This window comes from Streptomyces sp. NPDC054863 (assembly GCF_053610825.1).
The window spans coordinates 56,073-81,845 of sequence record NZ_JBSGZD010000007.1 but is presented as its reverse complement, the minus strand read 5'-3'; the positions used below and the strand labels follow the sequence as shown (position 1 = coordinate 81,845).

Here is a 25,773-nt window from a genome sequence, read left to right as displayed (position 1 = left end):
GACCACGACGGCGGGCGCCGGACCCTACGGGACCGCCCTGCTGCGAAAGCTTGCGGGTGCGTAAGGAGCGCGTACGGAGTGCGTACGAGCCCTACGAATCGCCGCCCGCGTGCGCGTTCCTGCGCCGTACGACGAAGACGGCACCGGCCGCCGCGATCGCCGCCGCCCCGCCGAGGCCGAGCACGATGCCGGCCGCACCGCTGCCCCCCTGCCCCTCCTCCGCTCCGGCCTTGACCGCACCGGACGGGGTGGCCCTGCCCGGGGTGGTCGGCTCGCCAGGGGCGTCCGACTTGCCCGGTACGGACGGGACGACGGGGGCCGCCGACCTGCCCGGCACGGACGGTACGGGCGGCACGACCGGCGTGGCCGTGCCCGGGGAGGCGGACGCAGAGGCGGACGCGTCGCCCGACGCGGACGCCGACGGGCTCTCGCTCGCGGCCGGGGGATCGCTCGCCGCCGGGGAATCGCTCGCCGCCGGCACCGCAGCCGCCGCGCCCAGCACCTTGCCGTCGGGCCCGACCAGGCCCCAGGCCTTGCCGTCGGCGCCCTTGACGCCGTTGCCCTTGGTGTCGCCGGGCTTGGCGTCGCCCTTGAAGTAGTAGAGCGGCTTCTCGTCGAGGACGACCTGCTTCTTGTCGCTGCCCGCGAGGTCGATCTGGTTGGTCTGGCCCGTGACGTCCGCCGACTTGGTCGGGTATCCGGTGGCGGCGGGCCAGTTCTTGGCGCACTCGCCGGTGCAGTTCGACGTGTCCTTCGCGTCTCCCGCCCAGGCGTAGAGCGCGTTGCCGTTCTTGTCGGCCAGCGCCTTGCCCTCCGAGGTGTCGATCACGGTGAGCTCACCGGGGTCGGTCGGGGTGTCGAGCGCGTGGGCGGCGCCGCCGCCCAGGGCGAGCAGCAGGGCGGTGGCCGCGGCGGCGGCGGATATGCGGGATACGGGGACGGATACGGAAACGGGTCCGGATGCGTGCATGGGGTCCTGCCTCTGGTCGGCGGTACCGCTGGTACGAGAACCAGCAGAACGCCGCCGCAGGGGTTCGGCCCGCCGGGAGCGCCGCGATACGGCCGTACGGGTGGGTGTCCGCGCTGCCCGAACCGACCCGAGACTTCCCTATGCCATTTAATCTTTTGCCTAAAGGTACTAGGCAGACTTACCGTCGATCCCATGAGGGAAGCCACCGAAAACGACATCAGGTCGTCGTTCATCAACTGCTCGAAGGGCGAGGCCAAGCGCCTGCCCATGCCCCGCGACCTGGCCGAGCGCCCGTGGTCCGACCTGGACTTCATGGGCTGGCGGGACCTGTCCGCGCCGGACCGCAGCTATCTGGTGACGGAGGACCCGGCGGACGGCCGCCTGTTCGGCGTGACCTTCCGGTTCCCGTCCCGCCAGCGCGGTTTCCTGCACCGCAGCATGTGCGCGATCTGCATGACGACGCACTCCGGCAGCGGGGTGTCCCTGATGACCGCCCCCAAGGCGGGCCCGGCGGGACGCCAGGGGAACTCCGTCGGCATCTACATCTGCACCGACATGGCCTGTTCGCTGTACGTGCGCGGGAAGAAGGCGGCGCAGCCGGGCGGCCGGTTCGAGGAGTCCCTGACCCTCGACGAGCAGATCGACCGCACCCGCACCAACCTCTTCGCCTTCCTGGCGAAGCTGACCGACTGACCGACCGGCCGAAGGCCAGGCCCCGCCTAGAGGACCGTCGCCCCCGGCGCCGGTGACACCGCCGGGCGGGCCGCCGCGCACGTCCCGGACGCCAGCAGCGCGTCCGCGACCCGCTGCGCCGCTTCCGCGTCCTTGACCAGGTAGGCCGTCGTCGGGCCCGAGCCGGAGACCAGCGCGGCCAGGGCGCCCGCGTCCGTGCCCGCCGCCAGGGTGGCCGCGAGCGAGGGGCGCAGGGAGAGGGCGGCGGCCTGGAGGTCGTTGGTCAGGGCTGCCGCGAGGGCGGTGGCGTCGCCGGTGCGGAGCGCGGCGAGGAGGGTCTCGGAGGCTTCGGGCTCCGGGACCTCCGCACCGGCCGTGAGCCGGTCGAACTCGCCGTACACGGCGGGCGTCGAAAGACCGCCGTCCGCGACCGCGAAGACCCAGTGGAACTCCCCGCCGACGGCGAGCGGCGTGAGCTGCTCGCCCCGCCCGACCCCGAGAGCCGCCCCGCCCACCAGACCGAAGGGCACATCGCTCCCCAACTCCGCGCAGATCGCGAGGAGTTGCTCCTTCGATGTCCCGGTCCCCCACAACGCGTCGCACGCCAGCAGTGCGCCTGCCGCGTCCGCGCTGCCGCCCGCCATCCCGCCCGCGACGGGGATGTCCTTGGCGATGTGCAGATGGACGTCCGGGGCCAGGCCGTGGAGTGCGGCGAGGGCGATCGCGGCGCGCGCCGCGAGGTTCGTACGGTCCAGGGGTACGAGGTCCGCGCCAGGTCCCGTGCAGGTGACGCGCAGCGAGGCGGCGGCGGTGGCCGTCACCTCGTCGTACAGGCCGACGGCGAGGAAGACGTTGGCGAGCGGGTGGAAGCCGTCGGGGCGGACCCCGCCCACCGCGAGCTGGACGTTGACCTTGGCGGGGACGCGGACGGTGACGGAGGGCGGGGCGGTCGTCATGATGCCTTGGCCTCCGCGATCCGTGCGAACTCCTCCACCGTCAGGGCCTCGCCACGCGCCTGCGGGGAGATCCCGGCGGCGACGAGCGCGGCCTCCGCGGCCGGTGCGGAGCCCGCCCACCCGGCGAGCGCGGCGCGCAGCGTCTTGCGGCGCTGGGCGAAGGCCGCGTCGACGACCGCGAAGACTTCCTTGCGGGTGGCGGTCGTGTCGACCGGCTGCTCGCGGCGCACGAGGGACACGAGCCCCGAGTCGACGTTCGGCGCGGGCCAGAAGACGTTGCGGCCGATGGAACCGGCCCGCTTCACGTCCGCGTACCAGTTGGCCTTCACCGAAGGCACTCCGTACACCTTGTTGCCCGGCTTCGCGGCGAGCCGGTCGGCGACCTCCGCCTGGACCATGACGAGGGTGCGCTCGATGGTCGGGAAGTGCTCCAGCATGTGCAGGAGCACGGGGACGGCGACGTTGTACGGAAGGTTGGCGACCAGGGCGGTCGGGGCCGCCGGGAGCTCCTCGACCAGCATGGCGTCCGAGTGGACGAGGTCGAAGCGGTCGGCCTTGAGCGGCATCCTGGCCCGGATGGTGGCCGGCAGGGCCCCCGCGAGCACGTCGTCGATCTCGACGGCGACGACCCGGTCCGCGGTGTCGAGCAGCGCGAGCGTCAGCGAACCGAGGCCGGGACCGACCTCCACCACGACGTCGTCCGGGCGCACCCCGGCCGTGCGCACGATGCGGCGGACGGTGTTGGCGTCGATGACGAAGTTCTGGCCGCGCTGCTTGGTGGGGCGTACGCCGAGGACGGCGGCCAGCTCCCGGATGTCGGCGGGGCCGAGGAGGGAGTCGGAGGTGGCGGAGGGTTCAGTGGTACTCACCGCCCCAGCGTAAGGGGCGGGGCCGGGCAGCGGTTCACGGCCGGTGGGGGCGGGCGTCCCGGGCTGCGCCCGGTGCACGGCTGCGCCGCGCGTCCTCACACGCCGGACGGGCTGAAGTCAGATCCACGTGTCCAGCCACATCCGGTGCCGCCACTCCGAGATCGGCATCGTCGTCCCCGTGTAGATCGGCCAGAAGTAGATGAAGTTCCAGACGATCAGCAGCACCAGCACTCCCGCCCCGATCGCCCCCACCGCCCGGCGCCTCTCGTCCGAGCCCGGTGGGCCGAGGATCGCCCCGATCATCATCGCCACCGCGAGACACAGGAACGGCACGAAGACGACCGCGTAGAAGAAGAAGATCGTCCGCTCCTGGTAGAGGAACCAGGGCAGCCAGCCCGCCACCACGCCCGCCAGGATCGCGCCCGCCCGCCAGTCGCGGCGGAGGAACCAGCGCCACAGGACGTACAGCAGCGCGAACACCGCCGCCCACCACAGCAGCGGCGTGCCCAGCGCCAGCACCTCGCTCGCGCACTTCTCCTTCTCGGTGACCGGGCAGCCGCCCTGCCCCGGCTTCGGGGACTCGTAGTAGTACGAGACGGGCCGGCCCAGCACGATCCACGACCACGGGTTCGACTGGTACGTGTGCCCGGAGGTCAGCCCGATGTGGAAGGAGTAGACCTCGCTCTCGTAGTGCCACAGGCTGCGCAGCCACTCCGGCACCCACGTCATGTCGAACCGGGGCAGCGAGATGCCCCCCACGTGGTCGGGCGAGAGCCCGGCCCGGCCCTTCGCCCAGTCGCGGAAGTACCCCTTGTCGGTGAGCAGCCAGCCGGTCCAGGAGACGACGTACGTGCCGATCGCGACCGGGACGGTGGACACGAAGGCGGGCAGCACGTCGCGCTTCAGCACCGCCAGGTACGGCCGCTTCGCCCCTGCCGTGCGCCTGGCCGCCACGTCCCAGAAGACGGTCAGCAGGCCGAAAACGACCAGCGTGTAGAGGCCGCTCCACTTGGTGGCGAAGGCCAGCCCGAGGCAGAGTCCGGCCGCCAGCCGCCAGGGCCGCCACCCCAGCCGCAGCCCTTCCGCGACCTTCGCGTCCGGGCGCAGCACCCCGTCCCCGTCCACCGGCAGGCCGTCGGCGAGTCTGCGCCGTGACCGGTCCCGGTCGACGACCAGACACCCGAAGGCCGCCAGCACGAAGAACATCAGCACCTGGTCGAGCAGCGCCGTCCTGCTCATCACGAAGTGCAGGCCGTCCACGGCGAGCAGCAGCCCGGCCAGGCAGCCGAGGAAGGTGGAGCGGAACATCCGCCGCCCGATGCGGCACAGCAGCAGGACCGAGAGCGTGCCGAGCACGGCCACCGTGAAGCGCCAGCCGAACGGCGAGAAGTCGAAGAGCTGCTCTCCCCAGCCGATGAGCCACTTCCCGGCCGGCGGGTGCACGACGTAGCCGGGGTCGGTGGGGATCGGGACGGCGCCCGGGTCCGCCAGGATGCGTTTGTCGATGTCCTTGGGCCAGCTGCCCTCGTAGCCCTGGTTGACCAGCGCCCACGCGTCCTTCGCGTAGTACGTCTCGTCGAATATCACCGCGTCGGGCTTGCCGAGGTTCCAGAACCGCATGAGTCCCGCGACGAGCGTGACGAGGAGCGGCCCGCCCCAGGGGGCGAGCCGCATCAGGCGGTCGGCACCGGCCGGGGAGATCCGGAGCAGGGACCACAGATGGGGGCCCGGCGGGCGTACGTACGGGGGCACGAGGCGTTCCCGCAGCCCCGCCGTCCGGCGGGGCGCGTAGCCGAATCTGCGCAGCCGTCGCTGCCAGGTGGGCGGTTCCTCTTCGGGGGCCCGTCCGTGCTGGGCGTGGGGCGCGGTACTCGTCACCGCGCCATCGTAGGTAACGCGGCTGTGCGCGTCACCGCGCCATCGCGGGCAACGCGGCTGTGCGCGTCGGCCGTCCACCCTGGGAGGATGGGGTGTGTGACTGGATCGACTGCACCCGCATCTGCCCCTGCCCCTGCCACCGGCGGTGTCCTCGTCCTCGCCGGGACGCCCATCGGGGACGTCTCCGACGCCCCGCCCCGGCTGGCGAAGGAGCTGGAGACGGCGGACGTGATCGCCGCCGAGGACACCCGCAGGCTGCGGCGGCTGACGCAGGCGCTCGGGGTGCACACCACGGGGCGTGTCGTGTCGTACTTCGAGGGCAACGAGACCGCGCGCACGCCCGAGCTGGTCGAGGCGCTGGAGGGCGGGGCGCGGGTGCTGCTGGTGACGGACGCCGGAATGCCGTCCGTCTCCGACCCCGGTTACCGGCTGGTCGCCGCCGCCGTCGAGAAGGACCTCAAGGTGACGGCCGTACCGGGCCCGTCCGCCGTGCTCACCGCGCTCGCGCTGTCCGGGCTGCCCGTGGACCGGTTCTGCTTCGAGGGCTTCCTGCCGCGCAAGGCGGGCGAGCGCCTGAGCAAGCTGCGCGAGTCGGCCGACGAACGCCGCACCCTCGTCTACTTCGAGGCCCCGCACCGCCTCGACGACACCCTGGCCGCGATGGCCGAGGTGTTCGGCGGGACGCGGCGGGCCGCCGTGTGCCGCGAGCTGACGAAGACGTACGAGGAGGTCAAGCGCGGTCCGCTGAAGGCACTCGCGGAGTGGGCCGCCGAGGGCGTTCGGGGCGAGATCACGGTCGTCGTCGAGGGCGCGCCACAGGCCGGGCCCGCCGAGCTGGACGCCGACGAGCTGGTGCGCAGGGTGCAGGTGCGCGAGGAGGCGGGCGAGCGCCGCAAGGAGGCCATCGCCGCCGTCGCGCTCGACGCGGGGCTGCCCAAGCGGGAGGTGTTCGATGCCGTCGTGGCGGCAAAGAACGCGGCTCGGACGGGGGCCGCAGGGGGCACCGAAGGTAAAGGAGTGTCTTGAAAAGCAAAGCGAATCCCGTGCATGAGCCAACTTTCCTGGGCGCTCGTCAAATGCTCCCCACGTTTTGACAGTTCTGTCGCATTTCGGCTGGATCAGGCGTCCACTGGAAGGTGAGTGGAAAGGAGCTGGCATGAGCGAGATCGCGCAGAGCGCAGCCGGCAGCATCACCGCACGGGGCACGGCACAGGCCACCGCACAGGCCACGGCGCAGGGCACGGCGACGGCACAGGAGGCGTACGCCTTCGCGTGCATGAAGTGCGGCCACGGCTGGGAGCAGGCGTACGAGATAGAGCACCACACCGACGGCTCCGGTCACCCCTTCGTCGTGTACCGCGCGAACGGTCAGCGCGTTCCCTCCCCGCTGTCGCGCCCCTCCTGCCTCAATTGCGGCGGCACCGTCGTCCGCATCATGCGTTCGGGTCAGGTGTCGTCCATCCAGGAGCTCCAGCAGCGCATCGCGGCGACGGCCCCGGTGGCCGGTCCCCCCGCCGCCGGGCCGGACGTCGACGTGCCGCAGCAGCGTGAGCCGCACCACTGGCACCTGTCCGACCTGCTGCACCCCTTCCACCGGAAGTAAGCCGGCACCGGGCTCGGCGTGCGGCTTTCGTAGGATCGGCCGCATGAGCCCGAGCCCCGACAAGAACGCCGCGCCGCCCGCACCCGAACCCCTCCGGGTGCCGGTGGCCGACTCGCACACCCACCTGGACATGCAGGACACCACCGTCGAGCAGGCCCTCGCCACGGCCGCCTCGGTCGGGGTCACGACCCTGGTGCAGGTGGGCTGCGACGTGAAGGGCTCCCGGTGGGCGGCCGAGACGGCCGCCTCGTACGAGAACGTCCACGCGGCCGTCGCCCTGCACCCCAACGAGGCCCCGCGGATCGTCCTCGGCGACCCTGACGGCTGGTCCCGTCAGGGCGAGCGCCCCGGCGGCGGGGACGGAGCCCTCGACGACGCCCTCGGCGAGATCGACCGGCTGGCGGCCCTCCCGCACGTCCACGGCGTCGGCGAGACCGGACTCGACTTCTTCCGTACGGGCCCCGACGGCATGGCCGCGCAGGAGCGGTCGTTCCGCGCGCACATCGAGATCGCCAAGCGGCACGGCAAGGCGCTGGTCATCCACGACCGCGACGCGCACGCCGACGTGCTGCGGGTGCTGAAGGAGGAGGGCGCGCCCGAGCGGACCGTCTTCCACTGCTACTCGGGCGACGCCGAGATGGCCCGGGTGTGCGCGGCCGAGGGCTACTTCATGTCCTTCGCCGGGACGGTCACCTTCAAGAACGCCCAGCCGCTGCGCGACGCGCTCGCGGTGGCCCCTCTCGAACTGGTGCTGGTCGAGACCGACGCCCCCTTCCTCACCCCCGCCCCGTACCGCGGACGGCCCAACGCCCCGTATCTGATTCCGCTCACGGTGCGGGCGATGGCGGCGGTGAAGGGCCTCGACGAGGACGCCATGGCGACGGCGATCTCGGCGAACACGGCCCGCGCCTTCGCCTACTAGGCGCGGCTACCGGTCACGGCCGCTGGGCACGGCTCGGCGCTCGCACGCAGGTTCGTCGCGCAACCCTGCGTAGCCGTGCCGCTTTGGAGAGTGACGATCGCTCCGCTATTGTCCCGGCCCGCAGTACGTGGCGGCCCGGGATCCGGTCCGCCTGTCGGGCCGACCGGGAGCGACGTGAGCAATACGCAGGGTGGTGCGCTGTCCTACGACGCGCAGTACGGGTCGTCGTACGACCCGCAGCAGCCGTACGGCGGTGCGGGGGCGTACGAGGAGACGGGTACCCCGTTCGGGGGCGGAGCGCCGTACGAGGTGCCGACACCGGCCCCTTCGTACGACACCTACCAGCCCGCCTACGGGGCGCAGGCCCCCTATGAGCCGTACGAGTCGTATTCGTACGGAAGTTACGGCCAGGACCCCTCGGCCCCGCACGGCCACGGGGCCGGGGTGTCGACCGCCTACCCCCTGCCGGACACGGAGGCGGACCCGGCGGCAGGCCGGGACCCGGCCGCCGGCCCCGCCCCCGGGCCGGACCTCTACGACCTCACGCCCCCTCCGGGCGACCCCTTCCTCCCCCGCCAGCACCCGGCCTCGGATCCGACGGCCGCCGGGGAGGGCGCGGGCCCCGACACCCGGCGCGCCGCCCGCCGCCGCAGGGGCGGCGCGGGCCCGGGGGCGCCGTCCGGCGGCGACCACAAGCCGGACACGTTCCGCAAGCTGGTGCCGCAGGCCCTCGTGGTCGCGTTCCTGGCGGGCGGCACCTCCGCGTTCATCGCCAACGACAAGTCGATCGAGCTGAGCGTCGACGGCGCCCCCCGCACCCTGCACACCTTCGCGGACGACGTCGGCGAACTCCTGGAGAAGGAGGGCGTCACCGTCGGCGAGCACGACCTGGTGGCGCCGGGCGGGGACCAGACGCTGGCCAGCGGCGACGAGGTCGTCGTCCGGTACGGCCGCCCGGTGGTGCTCACCCTCGACGGGCAGCGCCGCCAGGTGTGGACCACGGCGCAGACCGTCGAGGGCGCGCTGCGCCAGTTCGGGGTGCGGGCGGAGGGTGCGTACCTGTCGGCGTCCCGCTCCTCGGCGATCTCGCGCAAGGGCCTCTCCCTGGACGTACGCACGGAACGCACGCTGACCCTGATGGCCGACGGCCGCGAGCGCACCATCCGGACGAACGCGGCGACGGTGGAGGAGGCGGTCCAGGAGGCCGGCCTCTCCCTCGGCAACCAGGACACCACCTCCGTACCGCTGGACAGCTTCCCGCGCGACGGCCAGACGGTGACGATCATGCGGATCACGGGGTCGCGGGAGGTCAGGGAGGAGCCGATCCCCTTCAAGGTGATCCGCAAGGAGGACCCGTCGGTCTTCAAGGGCACGGAGGAGGTCGTCCAGGCCGGAGAACAGGGCTCGCGGAGGGTCACGTACGTCCTGCGGACCGTCAACGGCGTGAAGCAGAAACCGAAGAGGTTCTCGGAGGAGATCGCCCGGGAGCCGGTGGACCGGGTGGTCAAGGTCGGCACGAAGCCGATGCCGACGGCGGTGGCCGGGGCGGACGGCCTGAACTGGGACGGTCTGGCCCAGTGCGAGTCCGGCGGCCGGGCGAACGCGACGGACCCGTCCGGGACGTACGGCGGCCTGTATCAGTTCGACCGGCAGACCTGGCAGTCGCTGGGCGGCTCGGGCGCCGCCCACGAGGCTCCGGCGTCGGAACAGACCTTCCGGGCGAAGAAGTTGTACGTGCAGCGGGGGGCGAGCCCCTGGCCGCACTGCGGACGGAAGCTGTAGGGCTCCGCCTCTCGTACGTGCCCACTGCACGTACCAGTCGCATAACGCCGGTCGCTCCTGTCACCACCACCCCGTAGAGTCACTCCCCGATAACTCCCCGGCACCGATGCCGGGGAGCTCCTGGGGAGGGGACTGCGGCATGCGCAGTGGGGTCAAGTTCGCCATGGTGGGCGGCGCGTTCGTCATCGTCGCAGGTGGCGTGGGGGTCGGGGGCTACAACCTCTACACCGGTATGACCGGCGGCGGCAGCTCCGCCTCCGACGCATCGGGCAAGGGCGGGGCCGGCAGCGGGGACGGGACGAGGTCCGTGAAGACGGGGCCGCCCGCCGCGGACGAGGTCGCCACGACCTCGAAGGCGTTCTTCGCCGCCTGGTCCCAGGCCAACACCAATGATGCCGCCCAGCTCACCAACAACGCCGCCGTCGCCTCCGAAGTCTTCGCCACGTACTTCGAGGAGGCCCACATATCGGGCCTGAAGATCGTCCCGGGGGCGGCGCAGGGCACGAAGGTGCCGTTCACGCTCACCGGCAAGGTCGCGTCCGACGGACAGCAGAAGCCGATCAGTTACGCCTCGTCCCTCACGGTCGTACGGGGCAAGAACAGCGGCAACGCCCTCGTCGACTGGCAGCCGGCGGTCGTCCACCCGGACCTCAAGCGCGGCGAGAAGCTCAGGACGGGCACGGCGACCGCGCCGCCCATCAAGGCCGTCGACCGCAACGGCAAGGAGCTGACGAAGGAGAAGTACCCCTCGCTCGGCCCTGTCCTGAACCAGCTCCGCGAGAAGTACGGCGAGAAGGCGGACGGCAAGCCGGGCGTGGAGCTCTACATCGAGCCGGCCGAGGGCACGAAGGCCCCCGCCCGCACGCTCCTCACTCTCGCGAAGGGTGTCCCGGGGAAGCTGGAGACGACCATCGACGCGGGGGTGCAGGCGGCTGCCGAGAAGGCGGTGAAGCAGCGGGGCGGATCGGTCGTCGCGCTCAACCGCACCACCGGCGCGATCCGGGCCATCGCCAACGGCAGCGGCAATCAGGCCATCGGCGGCGTCACCGCCCCCGGCTCCACCCTCAAGATCGTCACGGCGGCGATGCTGATGGAGAAGGGCCTGGTCAGCCCCAACAAGCCGACCGAGTGCCCGAAGGAAGCCCTCTACCAGGGCCGCACCTTCCACAACCTGAAGAACTTCGAGCTGGGCATGGTGCCCTTCTCGCTCAGCTTCGCCCAGTCCTGCAACACCGCCTTCATCAAGCTGATCGACGACGTCGGCGACGACGCCGCACTGCCGAAGTTCGCCCGTGACGTCTTCGGCGTCGATCTGAACTGGAAGACGGGCATCGGCACCTTCGACGGCAAGATCCCCGAGGGCACCGGCGGCGAGGCAGCCGCCCAGTACATCGGTCAGGGCCAGGTCCAGATGAACCCGCTGAACATGGCGTCGATCATCGCCACCGCCACCACGGGCAGCTTCCGCCAGCCCTACCTGGTGGCCAAGAGCCTCGACGACCGCGAGTTCGCGACCACGGGCCGCTCGCTCTCCCCCGCGGTCGCCGCGAACATGCGGGCCCTGCTCTCCCGCACCGCCACCGACGGCACGGCAAGCAAGGCCATGTCGTCGGTCAGCGGCCCCAAGGGCGGCAAGACCGGTTCCGCCGAGATGGGCGGTCAGGCGAAATCCGACAGCTGGTTCACCGGATACGCGGGCGACCTCGCCGCAGCGGCGACCGTCCCGGCGGGCGGGCACGGGGGCGACTCCGCCGGACCGATCGTCGCGGAAGTCCTCAACGCGCGCTGAGGCACCGGCTTCCTGAGAACTCAGCCGTCGGAACACGCTCGCATGGCCCGTACAGCTACCAGTAGCGTGCGGGCCATGAGCACATCCGAACCCACTGCTGTCCACCCGCTGTTCGCCGGGGCCCTGCGCGAGATGGGGCTGACGGCCCTCGCAGCGGACGTACGCCGCTTCCCGGACGCCACCCGCACCGCCGCCGAGGCCGCCGCCGCGCTCGGCTGCGACGTCAGCGAGATCGTGAAGTCGCTGATCTTCGAGGCGGTCTACGAGAAGCAGTCCAACGCGCCGGTCCTGGTCCTCATGGACGGCTCCTCGCGCGTCGACGTCGAGCGGGTGCGCCAGGTGCTGGGCGCGCAGCAGGTCAGGCGGGCCGACGCGGATCTCGTACGGAAGACCACCGGTTACGCGATCGGCGGCGTGCCGCCCTTCGGCCACGTCACCAGGACCCGGGTGCTCGCCGACCGGGGCCTGCTCACCCACCCGGTCGTCTGGGCCGCCGCCGGCACCCCGCACACGGTCTTCCCGATGGCCCCGGACGCGCTCATCGGGCACGCGGGCGCCACGCTCGCCGATGTGCGCGAGGGCACCACGGGTGGTTCTGTGTGACCCCGCTCGTCATGGCCGCCGTCCTCGTCGCCGCCTTCACGCACGCGTCCTGGAACGCGATCGCCCACCACATCAAGGACCAGCTGGTCTCCTTCACCCTGATCTCGGGCGGCGGACTCCTCATCGGCCTGGTGGGCGCGCTCTTCGTACCGTTCCCGGCGGCGGAGGCGTGGCCGTACCTGGTCCTCTCGGCCGCCCTCCACGTCGCGTACATGATGCTGCTCATGCGGTCGTTCACGCTCGGCGACTTCGGCCAGATGTATCCGATCGCCCGTGGCTCCGCCCCGCTCGCCGTGACCGTGCTCGCGGCGCTCTTCGCCGACGAGATCCCGACGGGCTGGCAGTTGGCGGGTGTGGCGGTCGCCTGTACGGGCCTGGTCGGCGTGGCCCTGTGGGGCATCAGGGGCTCCGGGAAGAAGCCCCGGTGGGCGGCGATCGGGGCGGCACTCGCGACCGGTCTCGCCATCGCGCTCTACACGACCGTCGACGGTCTCGGCGTCCGCGCGTCCGGTACCCCACTCGGTTACATCGCGTGGCTGATGGTCCTGGAGGGCATCGCCATCCCGGCGTACGCGCTGTACCGGCGCAGGTCCCAACTCCTCGCACAGATACGACCGTTCGCGGTACGCGGCTCCATCGGCGCGGCCCTCTCCGTCGTCGCGTACGGCCTCGTCCTGTGGGCCCAGACCCGCGCGCCCCTCGCGCCCATCGCCGCCCTGCGCGAGTCGAGCATCATCGTGGGCGCGGCGATCGGCGCGATCTTCCTGAAGGAGCGCTTCGGGGGTCCGCGCATCGCCGCCGCGGGCCTGATGGTGGTGGGCATCGGCCTGATGCTGCACACGGGTTGAGCGGATCACGGGCCCGGTCGAGAGTCGAGAGGGGCAGAGGTCCGGGCGAGAGGCGCAGGGGTCCGGGCGCACCGCCGCACGCCCCGCCGCACGCCCCTCACGGCGTCACACGCCCACGCTCTTGCCGCCCCTCGCGCCGAGCATCCTGATCACCACGACCACCCCGCGGTACAGCGGTCGCACCACCCGGCCGGGCAGTCGGCGGTGCCGTTCTTCCTTCCAGACCCGGGCCCGCGAGTGCGCCGCGAGGGGCGACCACCGGTCGGTGACCGGGGGCGCGGAGGTGTGGAGCTCGATCCGGCAGAGATGCTTGATGTTGACGTACCCGTACTGCCAGGGGCTGACCAGCCTCACCGGAGCCCCGTGCGCCCCGGTGAGCGGCTCCCCGCCGAGCCGCTCGGCGATGAGCACGTCCTCGCCGAGCGCGTCCTCCAGCAGCACCATCGCCCGCACCCCGTCCGACCCCACGAACACGAGGTGGCTCACCGCCGCCCCCGGCCGCAGGACCGGCTCCACCAGGACGCGGTAGAAGTCCTTGAACGCGACGCCCTCCCACACGAGGCCGGTCGCCGACCACCCGGCCACACAGTGGAAGTCGGCCCGCACCTCCCGCCGAGGCAGCTTCGCCAGCTCCGCCACGGACAGCGTGACGTCCTCCGCGAGGGCGCCGCCCAGTTTGATCACCGGGTCGGCGGGAACGGGCGGCGGCGGGTTCTTCAGATCCTTGCCGAACCGCGGAAATCCGTCGACGGCACGTTGTCCTGGCGGAAGCGTCATGTCAGTCCTCCGGTCTGCGCCCAACTCGGCTGCTCACCAAGCTACTTCAGCTCGCACACCGCGCACCCCCCGGGGTGTCTCACCCCTGACGGGTGTCCCGGACGCACCGGCGGCACTCGCACAGCGGGAAGCGGCTGCCCGCTTCGAGCGGGGCGGACTTCCGGTCGGGTGCGTAGGTCGTACGGGGGCCCCAGGTGCGGCCGCTGTCACGCGAGACGCGGAGGGTGAGGAAGGTGCCGGTGGGCAGCGGTTCGGGGGCGGGCCCGGAATGGGGTCCGGGATCGGGTCCGGGATCGGGCTTCACCACGTACCCCCGTACTGGCGTCGGCGGGCGTCGAGCCACTCGGTGATCTCGGCACGCTCGTCCGCGTTTGCCGTCCGCAAATTGCGTGCGTCGACGCTCGCCACGAACCGGGTGAACCGGACCCGTCGCCAGGCACCTTCGATGCCGATCACCTTGCCGGGGCCGTACACGTCCGTCTCGGTGTGGGCCACGAACTCGCCCTCTTCGTACAGGACTTCCATTTCGCTTCCTCTCGCTGTGCGTGCCGAACACCTCACACAGTGGAGTCGCCCTCGCTACCCTCGGTAGGGGTTTGCGCGTGACAACGCAAATGACACGAGGGAGTTGAGCAGCGTGGCCATCGAGGACAACCCGATCTCCCGGAAGAAGTACGGCGAGGAGCTGAAACGCCGCCGCGAGGAACTGGGGCTCACCCAGGAGGAGTTGAGCGAGCTCACCATCATCTCGCGCACGCACATCGCCCACATGGAGGCCGGGCGCCGCAGGCCGAGCGTGGCGGACGCACGCAGACTGGATCAGGCGCTGGGCGGGGGCCACTTCTTCGAGGAGTTCCTGCCGACACTGGACGGCAGGACGGTGGCGGAGCACTTCAAGGAAGCGCTGGAGTTCGAGGAGCAGGCGACTGTCATCCGCGAGTACGCGCCGAAGCTGGTGCCGGGGCTGCTCCAGACGGAGGAGTACGCGCGCGAGGTGCTCAACTCGGGTGCGTCGCCGAAGAGGAACGAGGAGCGTGACAAACTCCTCGTCACACGGCTCAATCGTGCACGCATCTTCGACAACTTCGACTCACCGCTGTTCTGGGCGATGCTGGACGAGGCCGTACTGCGCCGCCCGATCGGTGGGCCCGCCGTCATGTGCCGCCAGCTCCGTCACATCGCGGACCTGGGCGACAGCCGCCGCATCCGCGTCCACGTAATCCCCTTCTCCGTGGGCTTCCACTCCCTGGTGGAAGGCGAGGTCAAGCTCATGTGGTTCGACGAACTCCCGCCCATCGCCTACACAGAAGGTCTCAAGTCGGGACGCGTATGGGAACTTCCGTCCGTGGTACAGGAAATCCAGCTGGCCTACGATCATGCTCTGGGCGACGCCCTGTCGCACCGGAAGTCCCTGGCCATGCTCAGGTCTGTCGCGGAGGATTACGAACATGAAGCGCTCCAAGCAGACCATCCCTGACGCCTCGCTCCTCACCGACTGGCGCAAGTCCTCCTACAGCGGCGGCAACAGCGGCGACTGCCTCGAAGTCAGCGACTCCTGGCGCAAGTCCTCGTACAGCGGCGGCTCAAGCGGCGACTGCCTCGAAGTGAACGACTCCGCCTGCCCCTCCCACCTCCCCGTCCGCGACAGCAAGAACCCCACCGGCCCCGCCATCCTCTTCCCGACCACCGCATGGACCTCCTTCATCGACTCCCTCAAGTAGACGCAAGGAACTCTCCCGGCGATGAGTTTCCGCGCCCGCCCCGGTCTTACTGGTGAACATCGAGGAGCGGAGGCACACAATGAGCAGGACCACGCGCATCACGCAGGTGGCCACGGTCGGGATTCACGTCGCCGACCAGCAGAAGGCGATCGAGTTCTACGTCGGCGAGCTCGGTTTCGAAGTACGCAGGGACGTCCCGTTCGGCGACGGGCGCTGGATCGAGGTGGCGCCGCCCGGGGCGGCGACGACCATCGCGCTCGTTCCCGAAGGGATCCCGGCCGGCATCCGTCTGACGACCCAGGACGCCGACGCCGATCACGCGGACCTGCTCGCGCGCGGCGTCGACGCGGATGCGGAGGTCCTGCGGATGGGGCCCGCGGCGCCGCCGATGTTCACCGTGCGTGACCCGGACGGCAACAGCCTCATTCTCGTCGGCGGCTCCTGAACAGGCGGGTGTCGCCCTCCGGTTGCCGCGCCCCGCCCCTCAGTGCGCGGCACTCCCCAGCACCCGGCCGACCGCGACGCGGATCGTCACCCGCACCTGCTCGACCGGCAGTTGGAGGTACTCCTCGCCCGCGCCCGGGCCTTCGTACTTCTCGGCCAGGGCGACGGCGACCCGGCGGCCCTCGTCCTCGGTGACCGTGGCCAGGCCGCGTACCTCGACGTAGCTGTCGGTGTCCGCCAGGTCGTACATGGTCAGGCTGACGCGCGGGTCACGGATCACGTTCGTCACCTTGCGGCGGCCGGCCTGTGAGGAGATGAGCAGGTCGTCGCCGTCGCGGGCCACCCAGACGGGGGAAGTCTGCGGGCTGCCGTCGGGGTTGAGCGTGGCGAGGATCGCGGGGCTGCGGCCGTCGAGGAGCTTGCGGGCGGTGTCGCTCAGTGAGGTGGGCATGATCGGGATCCTAGGTCCAGGCCCGCCGGCTCCACCCGAAGGGGCGACCTGCACGCCGATCCCGGCACAGGCGCCCCGTACCGCCGCTACTCTCCGGACCGTGAACCTCACCATGCCGCGCGGTCGCGGAAACGTCCCGCTGCTCGCCCTGCTCCTCGCCGCCGTCCTGCTGACCGGCGGCTGCACCTCGCGGGGCGAGCCGGCGGGGCCCGGAGCGCCGGGGCCCGAGCGGCACTCCGCGCCGCCGTACTACGCGGACACCACGACCATCGGCCCCGTACCGCTGAAGGCTGCCCAGCGCGCCGAGCGGTTCCGGAAGAACGGCGGCGACAAGGCCGTGCAGGGGGTGGACAGCGAGGCGGTCGCGGAGAAGCTGCCTCGGGTGATCGTGTGGTCGACGGGCACGAAGAGCGACGCGGCCCGCTTCGACGAGCTCCGGGCCTCGCTGCTGGGCCATCTGAAGAAGCACGAGGATTTCGAGGCCCCCCAGGGCTACTTCCTCGATGTGTACGGGTCGGACGGCAAGCTCCGGCACCGGTTCGACGCCCGCCCGTAAGTGGCCCCACAAGCGGCCCCGTAGGCGGCCGAGGTAGCGAATGGGTAAAGACTGTGTCCGCAGCGCATCCATTCCTCCTTCACAGGTGTCACATGAGCAGGCGGCCCCCTCATGTGGCCCCCTTTTCATGGCATTTGGAGCATCCACGTTGAAAACTGGACTTAAGGCGACCTGTCGCACCGCAGCGACTCTCGTCGCGGCCGGATCCCTGCTCGCCGCCGGAGCGGTCGTCGCGCCCGCCGTGCAGGCCGCGCCCGCCGCCAAGCCCAAGGTGCCGTCGATCGTCGCCAAGGGCGGCTTCCTGCTGGACGGGGCGTCGGGGCGTACGTACTACGGCAAGGCCGGTGACACCCGGCTCTCCACCGGTTCGACGACCAAGATCATGACGGCTCTGGTGGTGCTCCGCACCAAGGGGCTGAACCTGGACACCAAGGTCACGATCAACAAGGCGTACAGCGACTACATCGTGCGCAGGGGCGCTTCGTCGGCGCGGCTGATCGTCGGCGACAAGGTGCCGGTGCGGGCGCTGCTGTACGGGCTGATGCTGCCGTCCGGCTGCGACGCCGCATACGCACTGGCCGACAAGTTCGGTACGGGCAAGACGCGGGACGCGCGCGTGAAGTCGTTCGTCGGGAAGATGAACGCGACGGCGAAGACCCTCGGGATGAAGAACACGAGGTTCGACTCCTTCGACGGGATCGGCAACGGCGCCAACTACTCGACGCCGCGCGACCTTTCGAAGCTGGCCGCGCAGGCGATCAAGAACAACCACTTCCGCGCGGTCGTGAAGACGAAGTCGATCACACAGCGGGTCACCACCAAGAAGGGTGGCTACCGCGACATGAAGTGGACCAACACCAACAGGCTGCTCGGCAGCTACTCGGGTGCCATCGGCGTGAAGACGGGCTCGGGCCCGCAGGCCAAGTACTGCCTGGTGTTCGCCGCGACCCGCGGCAAGCGCACGGTGGTCGGCGCCGTCCTGGCCTCGTCGAACGAGGCCAACCGGACCTCCGACGCGAAGAAGATCATGGACTACGGCTTCAAGCTCTGATCTCCGGCCCCGCCGTACCCCCTCACGAATAATGTCTCACTTACAGGTGTAAGTGAGACATTATTTTTGCCCCCCTACGCCAAGGCCGCCCGTACGCCCGCGACGAGGGCGAGTGCGCGCGGGTCGGCGGTGACGCCCTTGCGCAGGCCGTTGGTCACGTACCCCAGCGCGACACCGGACTCCGGGTCGGCGAACCCGAGCGACCCGCCCCGCCCCGGGTGCCCGAAGGACCCCGGCCCGAGCAGCGGCGAAGCCGACCCGTGCAGCATGAAGCCCAGACCGAAACGGGTGTTGACGACCAGGACCCGGTCGGGCCCCGAGGACTCCTCGGTACGGGCCAGGGTGAGCGTGGCAGGCGCGAACAGCCGTGCCCCGTCGTCGACCTGGCCGATCATCGCGGCATAGCAGCGGGCGAGCGCCCGGGCGGTGGAGATGGCACCGGACGCGGGCAGCTCGGCGGCCCGGTAGGCGGGGTCGTTCTCGTCGGGCAGCGGATCGATGGCGCCGAAGGCACGGCGGGTGAGCGACGCCGGGTCCGCGTACGCCTCGCTCACGGCCCGCTTGGGCCTGAGCTTCAGCCCGCCCTCCGACGGGGGTTCGTCGATCGGTGCGATCCGCCCCACCCGGTGCGCCTCCTCCTTCGGCAGCCCGATCCAGAAGTCGAGGCCCAAGGGCCGCGCGATCTCCTCGGCGACCCACCGCCCGATGGTCCGCCCGGTCACCCGGCGCACCAGTTCCGCCGTGAGGAAGCTGTACGTCTGCGCGTGATAGCCGTGGTCCTTCCCCGGCTCCCACTCGGGCTCCTGGGCGGCGACGGCCCGCGCCCCCGACTCACCGTCACACGCCTCGACGGGCGTCAACGGCCGGTCGAGCGCCGGAACTCCGGCCCGGTGCGACAGCAGATGCCGCACCAGCACCCGCCCCTTGCCCGCCGCCTTGAACTCCGGCCAGTAGGTCCCCACCGGTGCGTCGAGGTCGATCTGCCCGCGCTGGTGCAGCAGCAGCGGCACGGCGGCGGCTATCCCCTTCCCGGCGGACCGCACGACCTGGGCGGTGTCGAGGGCCCACGGCACGGTGCCGTCGACGTCACGGGTGCCGCCCCAGAGATCGACGACCTTGTGCCCGTGCCGGTAGACGGCGACGGCGGCACCACGCTCGCCGCGCTGCCGGAAGTTCCGTACGAAGGCGTCCCTGACCGGCTCGAACCCGGCCGCCACCGTGCCTTGGACGTCCACGCGCACACCACTTCCACTCGATCGGCGTTCTCCCCACCCCATGGTGCCGGGACCACCTGAATGCCCCGGGAGCGGGGCAGGCTTTTAGGGGCGCGGGGAACTGCGCGACCAGCCACGACGCACCCGCACGGTGTGCAACGGCGAGGGCGTGCGGTCGCGCGGGGCCGGGCGCCTCAGCCCACCCGGACCGAGCCCGGATCGAAGCCGAACGGCAGCTCCAGCCGATGCGCCCGCATCAACCCCTCGTCCAACAGGATGTCCCGCGTCCGCCCGTCCCCCACCACACACCCCTCACTCAGCACCACCGCCCGCCCGCACAGCTCCAACGCGTAGGGCAGGTCGTGCGTGACCATCAGCACCGTCACGTCCAGCCCCCGCAGGATGTCCGCGAGTTCGCGCCGCGACGCCGGGTCGAGGTTCGACGACGGTTCGTCCAGCACCAGGATCTCCGGCCGCATCGCCAGCACCGTCGCCACCGCCACCCTCCTCCGCTGCCCGAAGGACAGATGGTGCGGTGCCCGGTCCGCGAACTCCCCCATCCCGACCTGCTCCAACGCCCCCCGTACGCACGCCTCCAGCTCCGCCCCCCGCATCCCGCCCGCCGCGGGACCGAAAGCGACGTCCTCCCGGACCGTCGGCATGAAGAGCTGGTCGTCCGGGTCCTGGAACACGATCCCGACCCGGCGCCGGATCTCCGCCAGGTTCCGCCTGGCGACCGGCAGCCCCGCCACCTCCACCGACCCGGCCCCCGCCGTGAGGATCCCGTTCAGGTGCAGGACGAGAGTCGTCTTCCCGGCCCCGTTCGGCCCGAGAAGCGCGACCCGCTCTCCCTTCCCGATCCTCAGGTCCACCCCGAACAGCGCCTGGTGCCCGTCCGGATAGGCATACGCGAGCCCCTTCACCTCAAGCGACGCAGCAGCACTCACAGCAACACCCATCCCGTCAGACACACCGTCAGCGCCGCCCCCGGCAACGCCCCCGCCACCACCCACTGCTCCCGCGACGCACGCACCTCGTCGATCACCGGCATCACTCCCGTGTACCCCCGGCTCATCATCGCCAGATGCACCCGCTCGCCCCTCTCGTACGAGCGGATGAAGAGAGCCCCCGCCGTTTTCGCCAGTACGCCCCAGTGCCGTACGCCCCGCGCCTCGAACCCGCGCGAGCGCCGCGCGATCGACATCCGGCGCAGCTCGCCGGCGATCACGTCCCCGTACCGGATCATGAACGTCGCGATCTGCACGAGCAACGGTGGCAGCCTCAACTTCGCCATCCCGTGCAGGAGTTCGCGCAACTCCGTCGTCGAGGCGAGCAGTACGGAGGCCGCGACGCCCAGCGTCCCCTTCGCCAGGACGTTGAACGCCCCCCACAGCCCGGACACGCTCAGCGAGAGCCCCGCGACCTCCACCCGCTCCCCCTCCGCCACGAACGGCATCAGGACGGCGAACGCCACGAACGGCACCTCGACGAGCATCCGGCCCAGCAGGTGCCGCGCCGGGACGCGCGCGGCGTACGCGACGCCCGCGAGCAGCCCCGCGTACGCGGCGAACGCCCACACCGCCTCCCGGGGCGTCGACACGACGACGACCACGAAGGCGAGGACGGCGGCGAGCTTGCAGTGCGGCGGCAGGGCGTGCACGGGGCTGTGGCCGTGCCGGTAGAGCGCGTGGGCGTGACCGGCGCCCATGTCAGACCACAGCCCTGTCCGAGGAGCCCGAGGAGTCCGACGCGCCCTCGTCGCGCCGCCTGCGGACCACCCAGAAGATGCCGCTGCCGACCGCGACGGTCACGCCGACGCCGATGACTCCGGCGAGGCCTCCGGAGAGGCGCGCGTTGCCGATGTCCTTGACGCCGTAGTCGGCGAGCGGGGAGTCCGCGGCGGCGTGCTCGCGCACGTTCTTGTCGATGCCCTGGTCGGCGGCGACCTTCTCCAGTCCGTCGGGGCTCGCCGACGCGTAGAACGACACGACACCGGCGAGGACGAGCGCGGACAGCAGCCCCACGCCCCAGACCTTCCGGGAGGAGCGTGCGGCGACCGGGACGGCCGCGCTGTCCCGCGGAGGGGCCGGCGCGTCCACCAGCTCCCCGCCCACCCGCAGCTTCAGCGGCGCCGCGAGCCCGCGCGCCCCGTGCACCAGGTCGGGCCGCACCGCGAGCACGGCACCGACCGTGAGCGCGGTGATCGCCGCCTCGCCGATGCCGATCAGCACGTGCACGCCGACCATCGCGGTCAGCACCTTGCCGACGGAGACGTCCGTGGTGCCGCCGATCGCATAGATCAGGGTGAAGAAGGCGGCGGCAGCGGGGACCGAGACGAGCGCCGCGACGAAGGCGGACACCGTCAACGAGCGGCGCCGCCCGCGCGGCAGCACCTTCACGAGGCCGCGGAAGATCCCGTACGAGACGAGGACGGTGACGACGCCCATCACCGTGATGTTCACGCCGAGCGCGGTCAGGCCGCCGTCGGCGAACAGGACGCCCTGCATGAGCAGGACGACGGATATGCAGAGCACCCCCGTGTACGGGCCGACGAGTATCGCGGCGAGCGCGCCGCCCAGGAGGTGTCCGCTGGTCCCGGCGCCGACCGGGAAGTTCAGCATCTGCACCGCGAAGACGAACGCGGCGACCAGGCCCGCGAGCGGCGCCGCCCGCTCGTCCGCCAGCTCGCGCCGGGCCCCGCGGAGGCTGACGCCGACGGCGGCGGCGGCCACCACTCCGGCCGCCAGGGACACGGGGGCGTTGATGAATCCGTCGGGCACATGCATGGCGGAGCTCCCTGCCACTCAGTTGCAAAAACTCACGCCGGACAACTACCCACGTCAGAGCCGCAGCAAAATATGGGACATTAGATGGCAAATGCTGCGAATGTGAGTGTTGCGTACGTCCGAGGTGAGGAGGCGGGCCGATGTCCCGCACCGTGGAGAGCCCGCAGAGCGCCGCCGACGCCGCTTCCGGGGGCCCGCCCGCCCTGGAGATGGAACTGCGCGCGGGCCTGATCACCGACGCACCGGCCCCGCTCTGCCTCCCGGTGACCCTGCGCCACGACCCCGCCCGCGACGCACGGGCGGTGAGCGTCGTGCTCCCCGCGCCGGGCCCGAGCCCGGACCGCCGGGTGTGGACCTTCCCCCGCGCCCTGCTGGAAGCGGGGCTGCGGGCACCCGCCGAACAGGGCGACGTACGCATCTGGCCGTGCGGGCGGGTGCAGGCGGTGCTGGAGCTGCACGCCGCACGCGGCGTGGTGCTGCTCCAGCTCGACTGCGCACCCCTGGTCCGCTTCCTGCGACGCACGTACGCATAAAGAGATCGGACCGTACGAGTTGCCGGGCCCCCCTGGCGCGGAAAGCATGAGGGCATGCGAGTGCCCACGAACAACGATGCCCCCGGCTACCTCCGCTTCCCGCACCTGCACGGCGACACCCTCGCCTTCGTCGCGGAGGACGATCTGTGGGTGGCGCCGATCGCCCCGGCCGGACAGGCCCCGGGGCGGGCCTGGCGGCTCACGGTGGACCGGACCCGGGTCGGACACCCGCGCTTCTCGCCGGACGGCAGCCACCTCGCGTACACGACGTGGCGCAGCCTCGACCCCGAGGTGCACCTCGCCCCGGTCGACGGCGGTCCTTCCCGGCGGCTGTCGCACTGGGGCGCGGTCGACGCCCGGGTCTGCGGCTGGACCCCGGAGGGGCACGTCCTCGCCGTGTCCTCCCACAACCAGCCCTTCTCGTACTTCTCGTGGGCGTACTCGCTGCCCACCGACGGCAGCCCGGGCGGCAGGCTGCCGTGGGGCCCGGTCTCCGACATCGCCGTCTCGGACTCGCTCCCCGGCTGCGAGGGCGAGCGCCGCACGCTCCTCCTGACCGGAAAGCCGCCGCACGAACCGGCCGCCTGGAAGCGCTACCGGGGCGGCGCGACGGGCCGCCTGTGGCTGCACGGCGAACGGCTGCTCCCCGACCTGAACGGGCACCTGGACTGCCCGATGTTCGTGGGCGACGACCGGATCGCCTTCCTCTCCGACCACGAGGGCATCGGCAACCTCTACTCCTGCGCGGTCGACGGCTCCGACCTGCGCCGCCACACCGACCACGACGCCTTCTACGCCCGGCACGCGTCCTCGGACGGGTCGCGGGTGGTGTACCAGTGCGCGGGCGACCTGTGGCTGGTCGACGACTTCTCGCCCACCGGGGTCCCGCGCAAGCTGGACGTGCGCCTCGGCGGCCCGCGCACCGGCCGGCGCGGCTACCAGGTCCCGGCGGCCAGCCAGGTCGGCGGACTCGCGGTCGACACGACGGGCCGCGCGAGCGCCGTCTCGGTGCGCGGCAGCCTCTACTGGCTGACCCACCGCGACGGCCCGGCCCGCACGATCGCCGACACTCCGGGGGTACGGGTACGACTGCCCGAGATGCTGGGCTCCAGCGGGCAGGTCGCCTTCGTGACGGACGCGGAGGGCGAGGACGCCGTCGAGATCGCCTACCTGCCGAGAGCGGCGGGCGCACGGGCACCCCGCCGGCTCGCCTCCGGCCAACTGGGCCGCGTACACGAACTGTTGTCGGACCCCGAGGGCGGCCGGGTCGCCGTCGCCTCCCACGACGGCCGCCTCCTCCTGCTCACCGTGACGGAGGGCGAGGAGAACCTGACCGAGCTCATCCGCTCCATCAACGGCCCCGTCCGCGACCTCGCCTTCTCCCCGGACGGGGCCTGGCTGACCTGGTCCCACCCCGGCATCGGCCGCTCCCTGCGCCAGATCAAGATGGCCCGCATCAACGACCCGGCCCACCCCCTCGTCATCGACGTCACCAACGGCCGCTTCGAGGACGAGAACCCGGCCTTCACGAGCGACGGCCGCTACCTCGCCTTCCTCTCCTGGCGCGGCTTCGACCCGGTGTACGACGTCCACACCGGAGACCTCTCCTTCCCCCTGGGCTGCCGCCCCTACCTCGTGCCGCTGTCCTCGGCCACGCCCTCCCCCTTCGCCCTCTCCCCCGACGGGCGCCCGGCGGCGGGCGGTCTCGACCCGGACGAGGCGGCGGAGGGCGACGGCACGGTGACGGTGGAGGTCGAGGGCCTGTCCAACCGGGTCACCCCGTTCCCCGTCGCAGCCTCCAAGTACTCGTCCCTCTCGGCGGTCAGCGGCGGCGGACTGGTCTGGCTGCGCTGGCCGATCTCCGGCGCGCTGGGCGAGACCTTCGCCAACCCCGCCGACACCTCGGGCCGCCCCACCCTCGAACACTTCGACCTGGCGAAGGCCCGCAAGACCGAACTCGCCGACGATCTGGAGTGGTTCGCGATCAGCGGCGACGGCAGCCGGCTCGTCGTCATGGAGGACGGCGAACTGCGCGCCGTACCGTCGGCGGAACGCGGCGACAACGACTCGACCGTCCACCTGGACCTGCGCCGCATCCTGCACGACGTGGACCCGGGCGCGGAGTGGCGGCAGGCGTACGCGGAGGCGGGCCGCATCATCAAGGCGTACTTCTGGGAACCGAACATGGGCGGCATCGACTGGCCGGCCGTGCTCGACCAGTACCGCCCCCTGGTCGAACGGGTCGCCTCCCCCGACGAGTTCGCCGACCTCCTGCGCGAGGTCCTGGGCGAGCTGGGCACCTCCCACGCCTACGTCGCCCCCGCCCGACGCAACGAAGGCCCCCCGCACTACCAGCGCGCGATGGGCCTCCTCGGCGCCAACTTCTACGTCAAGAACGGCAATTGGACCGTCTCCCGCATCCTCCCCGGCGACTCGTCCGACTCCAAGGCGAGGTCCCCTCTGGCGGGCACCGGAATCCGCGTCGGAGCGGTCCTGACCCATGTGGACGGCCGCCCGGTGGACCCGGTCGCGGGCCCCTTCCCCCTCCTCGCGGCGGCAGGAGGAACCACGGTCGAGCTGACCTTCCTCCCGGAGGCGCCGGAGGGTACGGAAACCCGCCCGCGCCGGGTGGCCGTCGTCCCCCTCGTCGACGAACGCCCGCTCCGCTACCAGGACTGGGTGGCCAAACGCCGCGAGGTCGTGCGCGACCTCAGCGGCGGCAAGTGCGGTTACCTCCACATCCCCGACATGGGCGGCTCGGGCTGGGCCCAGTTCAACCGCGACCTGCGCCTGGAGGTATCCCGCCCGGCCCTCATCGTCGACGTACGGGGCAACGCGGGCGGCAACATCAGCGAGCTCGTCATCGAGAAGCTGACCCGCCGCATCCTGGGCTGGGACCTGACGCGAGACGCCCAACCCATCTCCTACGCCTCGAACGCCCCACGCGGCCCGGTGGTCGCCCTGGCCGACGAGGCGACGTCCTCCGACGGCGACATGATCACCGCCGCCTTCCGGCTCCTCTCCCTCGGCCCGGTGGTCGGCCAGCGGACCTGGGGCGGCGTGGTCGGCATGACGGGCCGCCACCCACTGGGCGACGGCACCGTCATCACGGTGCCGATGAACGCGGCGTGGTTCGACGAGTACGGCTGGGCGGTCGAGAACCACGGCGTCAGCCCCGACATCGAAGCCCTCCGCACCCCACTGGACTGGGCGGAAGGCCGCTACGCGGTCCTGGACGACGCGGTCCAGGTGGCCCTGGACCTCCTCTCCCAAACCCCGGCAGCAACCCCCCCTGACCTCTCAGCAGTCCCGGACAAGCGCCGCCCGAACCTGCCACCGAGGTGACCC

The 25,773-nt window shown here is 71.7% G+C and carries 27 protein-coding genes; 15 read left to right on the top strand and 12 right to left on the bottom strand.

Translation table 11 applies throughout. The annotated features are described in order from the left end of the window. Positions 1-91: 91 nt before the first annotated feature. A complete protein-coding gene (locus tag ACWGIG_RS03180; protein WP_453319753.1) occupies positions 92-970 on the bottom strand; it encodes a COG4315 family predicted lipoprotein in 879 nt (292 codons plus the stop codon). Positions 971-1,162: 192 nt separating this feature from the next. Here ACWGIG_RS03180 and ACWGIG_RS03175 point away from each other — a divergent pair, with 192 nt between their 5' ends. Further along, positions 1,163-1,663: an FBP domain-containing protein gene (locus ACWGIG_RS03175; RefSeq protein ID WP_453319752.1), complete on the top strand. Its 501-nt coding sequence runs from the start codon at positions 1,163-1,165 to the stop codon at positions 1,661-1,663. Positions 1,664-1,689: 26 nt separating this feature from the next. Here ACWGIG_RS03175 and ACWGIG_RS03170 read toward each other — a convergent pair whose 3' ends face one another. The 3 genes from ACWGIG_RS03170 to ACWGIG_RS03160 form a co-directional block, all read right to left on the bottom strand. Then, positions 1,690-2,598: a 4-(cytidine 5'-diphospho)-2-C-methyl-D-erythritol kinase gene (locus ACWGIG_RS03170; RefSeq protein WP_453319751.1), complete on the bottom strand. Its 909-nt coding sequence runs from the start codon at positions 2,596-2,598 to the stop codon at positions 1,690-1,692. Further along, complete coding sequence (rsmA, locus tag ACWGIG_RS03165) at positions 2,595-3,467, bottom strand: 16S rRNA (adenine(1518)-N(6)/adenine(1519)-N(6))-dimethyltransferase RsmA (RefSeq protein WP_453319750.1); 873 nt, start codon at positions 3,465-3,467, stop codon at positions 2,595-2,597. Before rsmA ends, ACWGIG_RS03170 begins: the two co-directional genes overlap by 4 nt. A 117-nt stretch (positions 3,468-3,584) precedes the next feature. Then, positions 3,585-5,345 (bottom strand): dolichyl-phosphate-mannose--protein mannosyltransferase, encoded by a 1,761-nt coding sequence (locus ACWGIG_RS03160; protein ID WP_453319749.1) that lies wholly within the window; start codon positions 5,343-5,345, stop codon positions 3,585-3,587. 96 nt (positions 5,346-5,441) lie between these two features. On the opposite strand from ACWGIG_RS03160, the gene rsmI reads away from it, so the two are divergent. The 7 genes from rsmI (at position 5,442) to ACWGIG_RS03125 (ending at position 12,892) form a co-directional block, all read left to right on the top strand. Continuing rightward, positions 5,442-6,371: a 16S rRNA (cytidine(1402)-2'-O)-methyltransferase gene (rsmI, locus tag ACWGIG_RS03155; protein ID WP_453319748.1), complete on the top strand. Its 930-nt coding sequence runs from the start codon at positions 5,442-5,444 to the stop codon at positions 6,369-6,371. 130 nt (positions 6,372-6,501) lie between these two features. After that, positions 6,502-6,948, top strand: a complete 447-nt coding sequence (locus ACWGIG_RS03150; protein WP_453319747.1) for a hypothetical protein — start codon at positions 6,502-6,504, stop codon at positions 6,946-6,948. 43 nt (positions 6,949-6,991) lie between these two features. Continuing rightward, positions 6,992-7,870 carry a TatD family hydrolase gene (locus tag ACWGIG_RS03145; protein ID WP_453319746.1) on the top strand — a complete coding sequence of 293 codons (879 nt, stop codon included), beginning with the start codon at positions 6,992-6,994 and terminating at the stop codon, positions 7,868-7,870. A gap of 174 nt (positions 7,871-8,044) precedes the next feature. Next, positions 8,045-9,652 carry a ubiquitin-like domain-containing protein gene (locus tag ACWGIG_RS03140; protein WP_453319745.1) on the top strand — a complete coding sequence of 536 codons (1,608 nt, stop codon included), beginning with the start codon at positions 8,045-8,047 and terminating at the stop codon, positions 9,650-9,652. Between the two features lie 139 nt (positions 9,653-9,791). Continuing rightward, on the top strand, positions 9,792-11,441 hold the full coding sequence (locus tag ACWGIG_RS03135; protein ID WP_453319744.1) for a penicillin-binding transpeptidase domain-containing protein: 1,650 nt from the start codon (positions 9,792-9,794) through the stop codon (positions 11,439-11,441). A gap of 75 nt (positions 11,442-11,516) precedes the next feature. After that, the gene (locus ACWGIG_RS03130) at positions 11,517-12,044 is read left to right on the top strand and encodes a YbaK/EbsC family protein (RefSeq protein ID WP_453319743.1); all 528 of its coding nucleotides are present in this window, start codon (positions 11,517-11,519) and stop codon (positions 12,042-12,044) included. Then, positions 12,041-12,892, top strand: coding sequence for an EamA family transporter (locus ACWGIG_RS03125; protein ID WP_453319742.1), 852 nt, complete (start codon positions 12,041-12,043; stop codon positions 12,890-12,892). Before ACWGIG_RS03130 ends, ACWGIG_RS03125 begins: the two co-directional genes overlap by 4 nt. A gap of 105 nt (positions 12,893-12,997) precedes the next feature. Here ACWGIG_RS03125 and ACWGIG_RS03120 read toward each other — a convergent pair whose 3' ends face one another. From ACWGIG_RS03120 to ACWGIG_RS03110, 3 genes are all read right to left on the bottom strand, one after another. After that, positions 12,998-13,669 carry a molybdopterin-dependent oxidoreductase gene (locus ACWGIG_RS03120; protein WP_453319741.1) on the bottom strand — a complete coding sequence of 224 codons (672 nt, stop codon included), beginning with the start codon at positions 13,667-13,669 and terminating at the stop codon, positions 12,998-13,000. A gap of 79 nt (positions 13,670-13,748) precedes the next feature. Further along, positions 13,749-13,973 carry a hypothetical protein gene (locus ACWGIG_RS03115; RefSeq protein ID WP_453319740.1) on the bottom strand — a complete coding sequence of 75 codons (225 nt, stop codon included), beginning with the start codon at positions 13,971-13,973 and terminating at the stop codon, positions 13,749-13,751. Next, the gene (locus tag ACWGIG_RS03110; protein WP_453319739.1) at positions 13,970-14,194 is read right to left on the bottom strand and encodes a hypothetical protein; all 225 of its coding nucleotides are present in this window, start codon (positions 14,192-14,194) and stop codon (positions 13,970-13,972) included. The genes ACWGIG_RS03115 and ACWGIG_RS03110 overlap by 4 nt, the downstream gene beginning before the upstream one ends. A gap of 112 nt (positions 14,195-14,306) precedes the next feature. Here ACWGIG_RS03110 and ACWGIG_RS03105 point away from each other — a divergent pair, with 112 nt between their 5' ends. The 3 genes from ACWGIG_RS03105 (at position 14,307) to ACWGIG_RS03095 (ending at position 15,835) form a co-directional block, all read left to right on the top strand. Continuing rightward, a complete protein-coding gene (locus ACWGIG_RS03105) occupies positions 14,307-15,146 on the top strand; it encodes a helix-turn-helix domain-containing protein (protein ID WP_453319738.1) in 840 nt (279 codons plus the stop codon). Then, positions 15,118-15,390, top strand: coding sequence for a DUF397 domain-containing protein (locus ACWGIG_RS03100; RefSeq protein WP_453319737.1), 273 nt, complete (start codon positions 15,118-15,120; stop codon positions 15,388-15,390). The genes ACWGIG_RS03105 and ACWGIG_RS03100 overlap by 29 nt, the downstream gene beginning before the upstream one ends. A 79-nt stretch (positions 15,391-15,469) precedes the next feature. Beyond that, positions 15,470-15,835 (top strand): VOC family protein, encoded by a 366-nt coding sequence (locus ACWGIG_RS03095; protein WP_453319736.1) that lies wholly within the window; start codon positions 15,470-15,472, stop codon positions 15,833-15,835. A 39-nt stretch (positions 15,836-15,874) separates the two neighbouring features. On the opposite strand, the gene ACWGIG_RS03090 is transcribed toward ACWGIG_RS03095, so the two are convergent. Beyond that, the gene (locus tag ACWGIG_RS03090) at positions 15,875-16,285 is read right to left on the bottom strand and encodes a PPOX class F420-dependent oxidoreductase (RefSeq protein ID WP_453319735.1); all 411 of its coding nucleotides are present in this window, start codon (positions 16,283-16,285) and stop codon (positions 15,875-15,877) included. Between the two features lie 100 nt (positions 16,286-16,385). Between ACWGIG_RS03090 and ACWGIG_RS03085 the strand changes: the two genes are divergently transcribed. Both ACWGIG_RS03085 and ACWGIG_RS03080 read left to right on the top strand, forming a co-directional pair. Further along, positions 16,386-16,841, top strand: coding sequence for a hypothetical protein (locus ACWGIG_RS03085; protein WP_453319734.1), 456 nt, complete (start codon positions 16,386-16,388; stop codon positions 16,839-16,841). A gap of 148 nt (positions 16,842-16,989) precedes the next feature. Beyond that, positions 16,990-17,892 carry a D-alanyl-D-alanine carboxypeptidase family protein gene (locus ACWGIG_RS03080; RefSeq protein WP_453319733.1) on the top strand — a complete coding sequence of 301 codons (903 nt, stop codon included), beginning with the start codon at positions 16,990-16,992 and terminating at the stop codon, positions 17,890-17,892. A gap of 74 nt (positions 17,893-17,966) precedes the next feature. On the opposite strand, the gene ACWGIG_RS03075 is transcribed toward ACWGIG_RS03080, so the two are convergent. The 4 genes from ACWGIG_RS03075 to ACWGIG_RS03060 all read right to left on the bottom strand — a co-directional run bounded on the left by ACWGIG_RS03075 (position 17,967) and on the right by ACWGIG_RS03060 (position 21,892). Further along, positions 17,967-19,127: a serine hydrolase domain-containing protein gene (locus tag ACWGIG_RS03075; RefSeq protein WP_453319732.1), complete on the bottom strand. Its 1,161-nt coding sequence runs from the start codon at positions 19,125-19,127 to the stop codon at positions 17,967-17,969. A gap of 173 nt (positions 19,128-19,300) precedes the next feature. Beyond that, positions 19,301-20,065: an energy-coupling factor ABC transporter ATP-binding protein gene (locus tag ACWGIG_RS03070; protein WP_453319731.1), complete on the bottom strand. Its 765-nt coding sequence runs from the start codon at positions 20,063-20,065 to the stop codon at positions 19,301-19,303. Beyond that, entirely contained in the window at positions 20,050-20,814 is a 765-nt protein-coding gene (gene cbiQ, locus ACWGIG_RS03065; RefSeq protein WP_453319730.1) for a cobalt ECF transporter T component CbiQ, read from the bottom strand. Before cbiQ ends, ACWGIG_RS03070 begins: the two co-directional genes overlap by 16 nt. A 1-nt stretch (position 20,815) precedes the next feature. Next, the gene (locus ACWGIG_RS03060) at positions 20,816-21,892 is read right to left on the bottom strand and encodes an energy-coupling factor ABC transporter permease (RefSeq protein WP_453319729.1); all 1,077 of its coding nucleotides are present in this window, start codon (positions 21,890-21,892) and stop codon (positions 20,816-20,818) included. A gap of 140 nt (positions 21,893-22,032) precedes the next feature. On the opposite strand from ACWGIG_RS03060, the gene ACWGIG_RS03055 reads away from it, so the two are divergent. Both ACWGIG_RS03055 and ACWGIG_RS03050 read left to right on the top strand, forming a co-directional pair. Continuing rightward, positions 22,033-22,425, top strand: coding sequence for an SsgA family sporulation/cell division regulator (locus ACWGIG_RS03055; protein WP_453319728.1), 393 nt, complete (start codon positions 22,033-22,035; stop codon positions 22,423-22,425). A gap of 54 nt (positions 22,426-22,479) precedes the next feature. Further along, positions 22,480-25,770 (top strand): S41 family peptidase, encoded by a 3,291-nt coding sequence (locus ACWGIG_RS03050; RefSeq protein WP_453319727.1) that lies wholly within the window; start codon positions 22,480-22,482, stop codon positions 25,768-25,770. Positions 25,771-25,773: the final 3 nt, after the last annotated feature.

Coding starts and splice junctions, on each gene's coding strand:
- ACWGIG_RS03180 (WP_453319753.1), bottom strand. CDS start 970: ATGCACGCATCCGGACCCGTTTCCGTATCCGTCCCCGTATCCCGCATA.
- ACWGIG_RS03175 (WP_453319752.1), top strand. CDS start 1,163: ATGAGGGAAGCCACCGAAAACGACATCAGGTCGTCGTTCATCAACTGC.
- ACWGIG_RS03170 (WP_453319751.1), bottom strand. CDS start 2,598: ATGACGACCGCCCCGCCCTCCGTCACCGTCCGCGTCCCCGCCAAGGTC.
- ACWGIG_RS03150 (WP_453319747.1), top strand. CDS start 6,502: ATGAGCGAGATCGCGCAGAGCGCAGCCGGCAGCATCACCGCACGGGGC.
- ACWGIG_RS03145 (WP_453319746.1), top strand. CDS start 6,992: ATGAGCCCGAGCCCCGACAAGAACGCCGCGCCGCCCGCACCCGAACCC.
- ACWGIG_RS03135 (WP_453319744.1), top strand. CDS start 9,792: ATGCGCAGTGGGGTCAAGTTCGCCATGGTGGGCGGCGCGTTCGTCATC.
- ACWGIG_RS03130 (WP_453319743.1), top strand. CDS start 11,517: ATGAGCACATCCGAACCCACTGCTGTCCACCCGCTGTTCGCCGGGGCC.
- ACWGIG_RS03120 (WP_453319741.1), bottom strand. CDS start 13,669: ATGACGCTTCCGCCAGGACAACGTGCCGTCGACGGATTTCCGCGGTTC.
- ACWGIG_RS03110 (WP_453319739.1), bottom strand. CDS start 14,194: ATGGAAGTCCTGTACGAAGAGGGCGAGTTCGTGGCCCACACCGAGACG.
- ACWGIG_RS03100 (WP_453319737.1), top strand. CDS start 15,118: ATGAAGCGCTCCAAGCAGACCATCCCTGACGCCTCGCTCCTCACCGAC.
- ACWGIG_RS03095 (WP_453319736.1), top strand. CDS start 15,470: ATGAGCAGGACCACGCGCATCACGCAGGTGGCCACGGTCGGGATTCAC.
- ACWGIG_RS03090 (WP_453319735.1), bottom strand. CDS start 16,285: ATGCCCACCTCACTGAGCGACACCGCCCGCAAGCTCCTCGACGGCCGC.
- ACWGIG_RS03070 (WP_453319731.1), bottom strand. CDS start 20,065: ATGGGTGTTGCTGTGAGTGCTGCTGCGTCGCTTGAGGTGAAGGGGCTC.
- cbiQ (WP_453319730.1), bottom strand. CDS start 20,814: ATGGGCGCCGGTCACGCCCACGCGCTCTACCGGCACGGCCACAGCCCC.
- ACWGIG_RS03060 (WP_453319729.1), bottom strand. CDS start 21,892: ATGCATGTGCCCGACGGATTCATCAACGCCCCCGTGTCCCTGGCGGCC.
- ACWGIG_RS03055 (WP_453319728.1), top strand. CDS start 22,033: ATGTCCCGCACCGTGGAGAGCCCGCAGAGCGCCGCCGACGCCGCTTCC.
- ACWGIG_RS03050 (WP_453319727.1), top strand. CDS start 22,480: ATGCGAGTGCCCACGAACAACGATGCCCCCGGCTACCTCCGCTTCCCG.